This is a genomic window from Pseudoalteromonas sp. S3776, assembly GCF_005886915.1.
Taxonomy (GTDB): domain Bacteria; phylum Pseudomonadota; class Gammaproteobacteria; order Enterobacterales; family Alteromonadaceae; genus Pseudoalteromonas.
The window spans coordinates 49446-59747 of the sequence record NZ_PNCU01000022.1; the positions used below are offsets into that span (position 1 = coordinate 49446).

At 41.4% G+C, this 10302-nt stretch carries 6 protein-coding genes; 5 read left to right on the forward strand and 1 reads right to left on the reverse strand.

Annotated features, from left to right (window positions below; translation table 11 throughout):
- The first annotated feature begins 13 nt into the window (after nucleotides 1–13).
- From CWC16_RS11045 to CWC16_RS11060, 4 genes are all read left to right on the forward strand, one after another.
- Entirely contained in the window at nucleotides 14–322 is a 309-nt protein-coding gene (locus CWC16_RS11045; protein ID WP_055015085.1) for a hypothetical protein, read from the forward strand.
- Nucleotides 323–472: 150 nt separating this feature from the next.
- Complete coding sequence (locus tag CWC16_RS11050; protein ID WP_138541582.1) at nucleotides 473–1735, forward strand: TolC family protein; 1263 nt, start codon at nucleotides 473–475, stop codon at nucleotides 1733–1735.
- Nucleotides 1732–2979, forward strand: a complete 1248-nt coding sequence (locus tag CWC16_RS11055; protein ID WP_138541583.1) for an efflux RND transporter periplasmic adaptor subunit — start codon at nucleotides 1732–1734, stop codon at nucleotides 2977–2979. Before CWC16_RS11050 ends, CWC16_RS11055 begins: the two co-directional genes overlap by 4 nt.
- A gap of 8 nt (nucleotides 2980–2987) precedes the next feature.
- A complete protein-coding gene (locus CWC16_RS11060; RefSeq protein WP_138541584.1) occupies nucleotides 2988–6128 on the forward strand; it encodes an efflux RND transporter permease subunit in 3141 nt (1046 codons plus the stop codon).
- 74 nt (nucleotides 6129–6202) lie between these two features.
- Here CWC16_RS11060 and CWC16_RS11065 read toward each other — a convergent pair whose 3' ends face one another.
- Nucleotides 6203–7438, reverse strand: a complete 1236-nt coding sequence (locus tag CWC16_RS11065; protein WP_138541585.1) for a TMEM143 family protein — start codon at nucleotides 7436–7438, stop codon at nucleotides 6203–6205.
- Between the two features lie 343 nt (nucleotides 7439–7781).
- On the opposite strand from CWC16_RS11065, the gene CWC16_RS11070 reads away from it, so the two are divergent.
- Nucleotides 7782–10302 (forward strand): Ig-like domain-containing protein (locus tag CWC16_RS11070; RefSeq protein WP_249929237.1); only part of this gene is annotated, 2521 nt, incomplete at its 3' end.

Below are 10302 nucleotides of genomic sequence, written 5' to 3' on the forward strand. Positions count from 1 at the left end.
TTTTAGGTAGGTAATGCGCTCAAACTACTTTTTAGTTGTGATACTTTTAGTGCTTGTGCATAGCTTTATTAGCTGTGACGCTGCTGCGTATCATTTACAAGAAGAAGTAGATCATGCCACGCATATTCACGCTCATAGCGATACCAATGACGATGATGCGCAATCACCTACTGAAATTCATGCCCATCAGCACTGCCACTGTGGCTACTACAGTACAATAAATCATTCTATAAGTCCTGAGCAAAGCCAAGCCACAAATACTGCCTGTTACAATGGTTTAAATTACCCACCAGATGTTCCGCCACCCAATTTTTATAGCTAGATTCTAACTTTAAATACTTTTGTACATTACAGTCTGCGCATAAGCGTTGTTAGGCTAGTTGTGTGCATATTTAGGTTGCTTGATTGCGCTTGTTATTAAGACAAGCACTGTGATTAAGCCAACTCTGTTTGTTAAAAACGGACCTGCTATATGAATAAAAAAACACTAATGCTGGTGGCGCTACTGTGCGCACTACCAGTTCATAACGTTTTGGCAAAAAAAGCGCCTCAAAACGTATTAACGCTACAACAAGCGCTTAAAAATACCGAGCAGCAAAATGCCCTGCTTAAACGTTACCCGTACCATAAAAAAATATTAACAGCGCTTAAAAACCAAGCTGCGCTTTCGCCAAACCCTGAGCTGAGTTTTGAAGCTGAAAATTTTTTAGGAACTCACAGCTTTAATGCCTTTTCGGGGGCGCAGTACACACTGGCTTTAAGCCAATTAATAGAGCTGGGCGACAAACGCCAAAACCGTATTAATTACGCTACTGCAAATATTAAAGCGCAAACAATTGAGTATAAAAACACTCGGTTAGCACTTTTAGCCACCACCGCTGAGCGTTATTACCAAGTACTAAAATTTCAAGCGTTAATTACGTTAAACAGTGAGCGTAAACACACTGTTGAGCAGGCGCTTAACGCAATTGAAAAGCGCGCTAAAGCAGGTGCTGCCTCAAGTGCTGATGTAACTCGTATGCGCTATGCATTAAGCCAAGTAGATCTAAATATGCTCATGTTAAAAAGTGAATTTGAGCGTGCCCGTTTAGCGCTTAATGAGCTTTGGCAAAAACAGGTATATAGCGATTATTATGCCGGTGATTTAAGTTTCATTACCCCTCTTAAAAGCGAGCAAGCACTGCTTGATGCGGTTAATAGTGCACCTGAGTTTGCATTGTTACAGCAACAATATGTGCAACAAACTGCCAACTTGGCACTGCAAAAATCAACGGGTCAAAGTGATTTAACGCTAGGCGGCGGTGTGCGTTATAACCAACAAGCTGACGCCAGCTCGTTTGTGTTTTCGTTTTCAATGCCGCTGCAATTAAGTAATTCTAATAGCGGTAATATTGAGGCGGCGCAGCATCAACTTACCTTACTTAATGAGCAACAAGGGCTATTGCGTATTCAGTTGCGCCAACAAATACGCACGCTGTATGCGTACTACCAAGGTAAAACTGAGCAGGCACAACTTTTAACGCAGCACGTTATTCCTCAAGCAAAAAAGCTTATAGAACAAAGCTTAAAGAGCTATCAACAAGGGCAAATATCGGTATTGCAATTGCTAGACGCGCAGCAAGCTTTATTTGATTCTAAACGCGCACTTATCAACACCCATAGCGAACTATATCAAGTACTACTTACTCTTGAGCGCTTAACTGGCCAATCTTTAATTGAGACTCATCAATCATGAACAAAACACTTATCGCATTATTAGTTACGCAATTTTTTGCATTCCCATTATTAAGTAGCAAGGCTATGGCGTCGGCTAATCATCACGCAGAAGGTCATGAAGAAGGCCATGAAGATGAACACCAAGAAAAAGGCCCTCATGGCGGGTTTTTACTCACCAATAACGCGCTTGATTTAGAGCTTAAATTAACTCAGTTTGCTGGTAATACCGAGCTACGAATATACGGGTATGATAACGAAAATGCTGTGGATATAAATCAGTTGGACGTAACCATAAACGTACAGCGTTTAAGTGAAAAACCACAGCTAATTCGCTTTAAAGCCGAAGATGACTATTTGGTCAGTACCGTAAGCGTGAATGAGCCGCACTCGTTTAAGCTTGATGTAATGGCACGTTATAAAGGGCAAAAAATTAATTACCACCACGAGCAAGAAGAAGGGCGTACAACCCTAAGCGAAGCAGCAATTGAACGTGCTGGTATTAAAACCGACATTGCAAAAGCGGGTAGCGTTGAACTAACCGATACTTTATTTGGTGTTATTGCCCCCACAGCTCAAGGAACTGTTGAAGTAATGGCGCCTTACACCGGTTTAGTTAACAATATTTTTGTAAGCATTGGTCAAAACGTTAAAAAAGGCGAGAAGCTTGCAAGTATCACCAACCGCGAAACACTGCAAAATTACACCATAAAAAGCCCAATGACAGGCGTTATTACCGAGCAATATTTAAAACGCGGTGAGCTTGCCAATAGCGCGTTAATGCAAATAGTCAACCTTGAAACTGTATGGGTTGAGCTCTCTGCGTTTCCTGAAAATATTGAAAAACTTGCCATAGGACAAAACGCCAAAGTGTACGACTTACATCATCATTTACACGCACAGGGTAAGGTGTTTTTTATCGCACCTATGATGACGGGTGGACATATTGCACGTGCGCGTATTGCGCTTAAAAATCCAGACGGCCATTGGCGCCCAGGCATGCACGTAAATAGCGACGTTAGTATCGCAAATGTTAATGCTGCAGTTCGAGTAAAGGCTACTGCTGTGCAAGAGTTTAACGGTAAACCGAGTGTGTTTATTAAAAATGGCAATGTGTTTGAAGTACGCCCTGTAAAATTAGGTGCTAAAAACAGCGAGTGGGTTGAGGTACTTGAGGGGCTGTCGTCAAACAGTGAGTATGTAACGCAAAACAGTTATGTAATTAAAGCCGATATATTAAAAAGCGGCGCAAGCCACTCACATTAGGAGGCAGCATGATTAACTGGATAGTTTCGTTTGCGGTTAAACGCCGCATGATGGTGCTTGCGCTCACGCTTTTATTTGCAGGCTTTGGCGTATATAACACCCAAAATTTAGCGGTGGATGCCGTACCTGATATAACTAATGTGCAAGTGCAAATTAATACTAAAGCTCCCGGGTTTACCCCGCTTGAAGCAGAGCAGCGTATAACCTATTTAATTGAAACCGCAATGGCAGGTATACCTAAGCTTGATTACACCCGCTCGATTTCGCGTTATGGGCTTTCTCAAGTAACTGTTATTTTTAACGAAGGTACCGATATTTACTGGGCGCGCCAGCAAATATCAGAGCGCATTCAAAGCATTCGATCTGATTTGCCTGCCAATATTGAGCCAAATTTAGGACCAATTGCCAGCGGCCTTGGGGAGATTTTTACTTACTCTGTGCATGCAAATAAAGGTGTGCTCAAAGACGATGGCACGCCATTTAACGCAGAAGATTTACGTACTTTGCAAGATTGGGTTATTCGCCCGCAGCTTTTAAAAGTAAAAGGTGTTACCGAAATAAACAGCCAAGGCGGCTTTGAGCGCCAGTACCAAGTAGCGCCAATACCTGAAAAGCTACTGGCTTATAAGCTTACGCTCAGCGATGTAATTACGGCACTTAAATTAAATAATAGTAACCAAGGCGCAGGGTTTATTGAGCGTTTTGATGGGCAATACTTAGTACGCTCGCCAGGACAATTAAAAACCATTGATGATATAGCCAATACCGTGGTTGCAAAGCGTGATGATGCGCCTGTACGCATTAAAGATGTCGCAAATGTGCGTTTAGGCAAAGAGCTTAGAACAGGGGCTGCTACTTATAACGGCAAGGAAACTGTGCTTGGCACCGCCATGATGCTTATTGGCGAAAACAGTCGTGTAGTGGCAAAAGCTATGGCCGATAAACTCAAAGATGTACAACTTAGCCTACCAGCGGGTGTAGTGGTTGAGCCTGTATATGACCGTACAAGCCTTGTAGATAAAACCATCGAAACCGTAAAAACCAATTTGTTTGAAGGCGCAGTGTTAGTCATTGTTATTTTACTGCTGTTACTGGGTAACGTAACCGGCGCGCTTATTACGGCAATGGTTATTCCGCTTAGTATGTTATTTGCTATTACCGGTATGGTTGGTAATCGGGTGTCGGGTAATTTAATGAGTTTAGGCGCAATCGACTTTGGTTTAATTGTTGATGGTGCTGTAATAGTCGTCGAAAACTGTTTAAGGCAACTTGGCCTTGCGCAGCACAAACATGGCAGGCTACTTACATTAAATGAGCGTTTAAGTGTGGTAACCGCCGCCACTAAAGAAGTGTTCAGCCCAGCAGTATTTGGCATTTTAATTATTATGCTGGTGTATTTACCGCTATTTGCATTAAGTGGTGTTGAGGGCAAAATGTTTCAGCCAATGGCATTTACAGTGGTTGCTGCATTAGTTGGCGCACTTATTTTTGCAGTAACTTTTGTACCTGCCGCTATTGCGGTATTTGTACGCGCTAAGGTAAGTGAGAGCGAAAATGCGGTTATGCGCGGTATTAAAAAAGGCTATAAACCGTTACTTGGCTTATCGCTTAAGTTACCGTGGGTAATGCTAAGCATGGCTGCTGTGCTTGTAATTACACTTGGCTTTAAAGTGAAAAACATGGGGGCTGAGTTTTTACCACAGCTTGATGAGGGCGATATTGCTATGCATGCACTGCGCATTACCGGTACCGGTATTGAGCAATCGGTAAAAATGCAAAAAGAGTTAGAGCAAGCCATTTTAGACATACCTGAAGTTGAAAAGGTATTTTCAAAAATTGGTACGCCCGATGTAGCAAACGATCCTATGCCACCTAACGTTGCCGATACATTCTTAATGTTAAAGCCACGCGAACAATGGCCTAATCCTGCTTTAAGTAAAGAAGAACTGGTTAAGCAAATTCGCCATTTAGTAAATGAAGTACCTGGTAATAACTATGAGTTTACGCAACCAATAGAAATGCGCTTTAACGAGCTAATAGCAGGCGTGCGGGCCGATGTAGCAGTACGTATTTATGGTGATGACTTATCAACATTAAAACAGTACGGGGAAAAAGCTACAACACTTGTGCGAAGCATTACGGGTGCAACTGATGTACGCCTTGAGCAAATGGAAGGCTTGCCTACGCTTTCGGTTACGCCGCTTCGCGACCATATGGCGCTGTTAGGCTTAACCGTAACCGATATACAGCAAAGTGTAAGTGCTGCAGTAGGCGGTGTACAAACTGGGCTTATTTACGAAGGTGATAAACGTTTTTCGTTATTAGTGCGTTTAGATGAGCGTTGGTCTAGCGATGTAACACAGCTGGCTCGTTTGCCTGTGGCTGTGCCAAAAAGTGCTAATCCCGACCTTGCGTTTGTACCGCTTGGCGAAGTAGCGACAATTAGTATTGATAAAGGGCCTAATCAAGTAAACCGTGAAAGCGGTAAGCGTAACGTTGTAGTCACTGCAAATGTAGAAGGGCGTGATTTAGCAAGCTTTGTAAGTGATGCACAAGCCGCTTTAAATTCAGATCTTAATTTACCAAGTGGTTATTGGATTGAATACGGCGGCACATTTGAGCAGTTAGAATCGGCAAGTAAGCGTTTATCGCTGGTGGTGCCGGTTACTCTATTGCTTATATTTGGCTTGCTTTATAGCGCGTTTAATTCGCTGCGTGATTCGTTAATAATATTTAGCGGCGTACCACTTGCTCTGACAGGTGGCGTGCTTGCGTTATTATTACGCGACATGCCGCTGTCAATATCAGCAGGCGTTGGCTTTATTGCGCTAAGCGGTGTAGCGGTATTAAATGGTGTGGTGATGCTGTCGTTTATTAAACAGTTAAGAGCCGACGGCCTTAGTTTAATAGACGCGATACAAACCGGTGCACTTTCGCGCCTACGCCCAGTACTTATGACCGCTTTAGTGGCAAGTTTAGGGTTTATTCCTATGGCGCTAAATACAGGTACTGGCGCTGAGCTACAAAGGCCATTGGCGACGGTAGTGGTGGGCGGTATTATTTCATCAACTTTACTTACGCTATTAATATTGCCTGCACTTTATAAGTTAGTGCATACAAAGTTTACTAGGCAGCAAGCCGCTGAGTAATTGCACCTAGTTAAGTAACGTAAAAAGCAGCTGAAACTTCAGCTGCTTTTTTGTTGTTAAGTAAACCATGCAGGTTAATTATATTGAAAAAGATTATCCCAGCGCTTATCCAAAACGGTTTTTGCTTGCTCTAAACTGATTGCGTTATACACCTCATTACTGCACGTGACTAAATGCATACGCTCCAATTTTGCAAGCGCATCGCTAATTTCAAAGTCGAGTTCGCATTTATACTTTGTTTTAAACCACGCCTCTATTTGCTCATCAAGCATTTGTGCGCTTAGGCCATTTGTAGATTTAAGTAAAAATGTATAAGCAAGCAGAGCTTCTTTTATGTCCTCTTCTTCGGCGGCGTCTATAAGGGTATGAAAAACACCGGCGTTATTATCGAGGTTTTTAAAGTAAAGGTTATCGCTAAGCGCTTTCATAAATTTAATTTTACGATTTTTAAATTTACTCCACTCTTTAAAAATAAAGCTGCCAAATACCCCCATACCAATAGCAAAGGTAATAAAGTGCTGCTGGGTCATTTCTACGGCCTCATTTCTAAAACCACCCCAATAAGCAATCAACGCAAATAACAATAAAATGGATGCGCCTAGCTTTGTAATTAAAACCACGGCACCGCCAATTAAAGCTGATGAGCCAATAATCACTTTATCAATAGGGCGCATACGTACTTCGCTATTAGGGAATAGCATTTCAAGGTCGGCTTTTGGTACATTTTGAAACAGCTTTACTATGGTCGAGCTTGGTTCAAACCCTAAAGGTATTTTATTTTTAGCTTCAAAGTGGGCTTTATCTTTAAAACGAATAAACACCGCCACGCGGTCGTAATTAGTAAAATGCAGCTTTTTTTTACGAAGGCCCCAAAGGCTGGTAATGGTTTCGGTGAGTTGCGACTCGCCACGGCGATAAAAAACCACTTCTTCAAAGTCGTCAAACTCTACCTCAAGGCGCACTTTAAATAGTGACTCTTCGTTTAATGCATCTTGTAAATCTTGATTAGTGATCACTTCAAAGTTAGCGGCGTTTAAAACCTTTGCAAAATCTTTTGCAAAATCACGTTGGCACTGCGCTTTTTTATCATGTGAAACCGGCGCTAAAGATCGCGTGTCACTATTTGGATCAAAAGGGGCGTAGTTATTTTTAAGCGACTCAAGTGTTGCGTGATAATCGTAATGAATAAGGCTTGCTAATAAGTCACAAAATTGTTTAAACGATGTTTGCTCTGAGCCGTTGGCCAACTCATCACTACACATATCAACAATATCTTGTTTTCGAAAGGGAATAAAACGTGCATTTTGCATTTTCTTGACTAATTTGGAAATGAAACTACCTTTAAGGATGTTAATTTATTCCCCGCCGAAATGCTAACTTATAGATTTACAAATAAATAAACTTTATTGAATCCAACTCGTCCTTTCATACGTTGTATTAATACAGTAACCATATATTGCTAGTTATTTTGTATTATTAATATTGATATTTAATTGTGATTAAGTATTATTATTTTAATCTGCCAATAATTAAACCAGTAAAAATGCATTGATTAATGTTAATATTTTGTTTTAATTACTGGATTTTATAATAATTAGATCTATTTTTAGCTAAGCCGCTGTTTACTCTCATTAACTATTTAGGATATTCACTTTGGAAAATATAAGTAAAGCTGTTGTTATTGTCGAACTACTAAGTGATGTATGGGTTGTTATGGATAATGGAGATTGGGTCAAGGTAGACTCTGTACCAGAGCAGTTTGCCGATCTACCCGTATTAAACAGCAGTGATATTGCACTTGAAGAAAATAAGCTTGTTTTCTCTGAAGCGAATGAACAGCTTGTGGTCCCGCAGGATATTATTTCGCAGCTTGTATCCGATTTAAGCCAAAATAGTACATTTGAAGCCCGTAGTAATACAAGTAGTGTTACTTCTTTATCATCAAATGATGCCAATGACGCACAAGTGGCTTATCAACTTATTGCCCGCCAAGGGCAAGAGCTAGTTCCTGAATCTGGCTACGAAACCACACCCGTTGCTGATGCTGAGGTAGAAGATCCTGACTTTCTTGAATTTACACCTGATCCTGTTTTCACTGTAGGGCAACTCGGTGGCGATGGTATTTTTATTAATAAATATGACGCTGTGGCTTTGGAGTTTTCCGGCACTGTTGAAAATGTCCCTAATGGTTCAATAGTACAAATAATTTTAAGCGACTCAGACGGCAACGAAATTATAGTCACAACTGAAGTTCAGGATGGTCTGTGGTCTGTTACTAATATCGATATCACTGCATTAAATGACGGTGAAGTTACTGCGACAGTGTCTTTAGTTGGCGGAGATGAAGATGACGCTGCCAGCGAGACAAAAATTAAAGATACTCAAGCAGATATTTTTATTGATTTTGAAGATGGCCTAAACACTAATCAGCCTATTGATTTCGAGGGCGAAGTGGTAGATGTGCAAGATGGACAGCTGGTAACAGTAACCATTTTTGATTCGCAAGGTAACCCCATTGCAACGTATGAGGCTACGGTTACGAATGGCCAGTGGAGTGTTGGCCCAGAACCTTTTGCTGATTTACCCGATGGAAATTACACTATCCAAGTTAGCACTATTGATATAGCGGGTAATGATACTCAAACACAAAAGTCTTTCTCTAAAGATACAACTGCAATAATAACAATTGAAGTAAATGAAACCGAAGACGGCGTAATTAATAACTCAGAGAACATAGTACAGGTCAGCGGAACAGTTGAAGGTATTGAAGACGGTCAGACAGTGTCAGTTACTTTAACAGATGTTGATGGTAATGAAGTGACTGTTGAGGCTATTGTTGAAAATGGCCAGTATCAACTAGCAGTTGATATTTCTTCGTTAAGTGATGGGGAGATCACAGCAACAGCGCAAGCACAAGACTTATTAGGCAATGAGAGTAACGCTTCTCAAGTTATTTTACATGATAAAACCGCACAGCTCACTGTTGAGATAGACTCAACGCAAGATGGTGTTATAAACAGCGAAGAACAGAGTAACGTGACGGTACGAGGTGTAGTAACCGGTATTGAAGATGGCCAAGCTGTAACTGTTGTATTGAGTGATGGTGTTAACCCCCCAATTACGTTAACGGCAATTGTAGTTAATGGGAGTTATGAAATAACCGGCGTTGATATTTCATCGCTAAATGATGGCACTATTAGCGCAAATGCAACTGCTCAAGATATTTCAGGAAATCCCGCGAGTGCTTCTGATGAAGCCCAATATGATAGCTCTGTTGCTGCAAGCTTAGTAACACAAGATGTTGACGGGGTTATTAATAGCGCCGAGCAAAATAATGTACAACTCAGCGGCTCGGTTACAGATATTGAGCCAGGCCAATTAGTTACTGTTACTTTTACAGATAGTAATAATCAGCAAGTAGTTGTAACAACAGAGGTTGATGCTGATGGCAATTGGCAAATCAGTGGCGATATTGAATCGTTAGCAGATGGCGCAATTTCAGCGCAAATAAGCATTTTTGATGCCGCTGGGAATGAGGCAACTCAAGAGGTTACTTTTGCAAAAGACACACAAAGCACGTTAACCCTTAGTATCGATAAAACCGAAGATGGCATTATAAATGGCAGCTCTGAAAATACCGACATTTCGCTCAGTGGCTTAGTAAATGGTGTAGAGGATGGCCAAGAAGTTACCATCGTATTTACAGATTCAGTAGGCAATGAAGTCGTAGTTACTGCAATTGTTGAAAATGGAAACTATGAGCTGTCAGGCATCGATATCTCATCATTAGAAGATGGTGAAATTACTGCAACCTCTAGTGTTATAGACACAGCCGGTAATTTAGCTCAGGAAGTAGATGCTTTCATTCAAGATAAAACTGCACAAATTAGTATTAATATAGAAAAAACCGATGATGGCGTTATCAGTGGTAATGGCGAAAGCGAAGCTATAGTTGTACGCGGTACAGTAACCGATGTGGAAGATGGCCAAACCGTGACGGTGATCATCAGTGATGGCACAAACCAAGTTGAAACCACGGCGCTTGTACAAAACGGCGAATACGTTACCGATCCCATTGATGCAAGCGCATTAAATGACGGCACACTCACTGCTACAGCCAGCGTATCCGATGTGGCAGGCAACCCGATTTCAGCACAAGATTCAGTCGAGCTTG

Excerpts from the sequence above, each read along its gene's own strand:
- CWC16_RS11055 (WP_138541583.1), top strand. The coding sequence starts at position 1,732 with ATGAACAAAACACTTATCGCATTATTAGTTACGCAATTTTTTGCATTC.
- CWC16_RS11050 (WP_138541582.1), top strand. The coding sequence starts at position 473 with ATGAATAAAAAAACACTAATGCTGGTGGCGCTACTGTGCGCACTACCA.
- CWC16_RS11045 (WP_055015085.1), top strand. The coding sequence starts at position 14 with ATGCGCTCAAACTACTTTTTAGTTGTGATACTTTTAGTGCTTGTGCAT.
- CWC16_RS11060 (WP_138541584.1), top strand. The coding sequence starts at position 2,988 with ATGATTAACTGGATAGTTTCGTTTGCGGTTAAACGCCGCATGATGGTG.
- CWC16_RS11065 (WP_138541585.1), bottom strand. The coding sequence starts at position 7,438 with ATGCAAAATGCACGTTTTATTCCCTTTCGAAAACAAGATATTGTTGAT.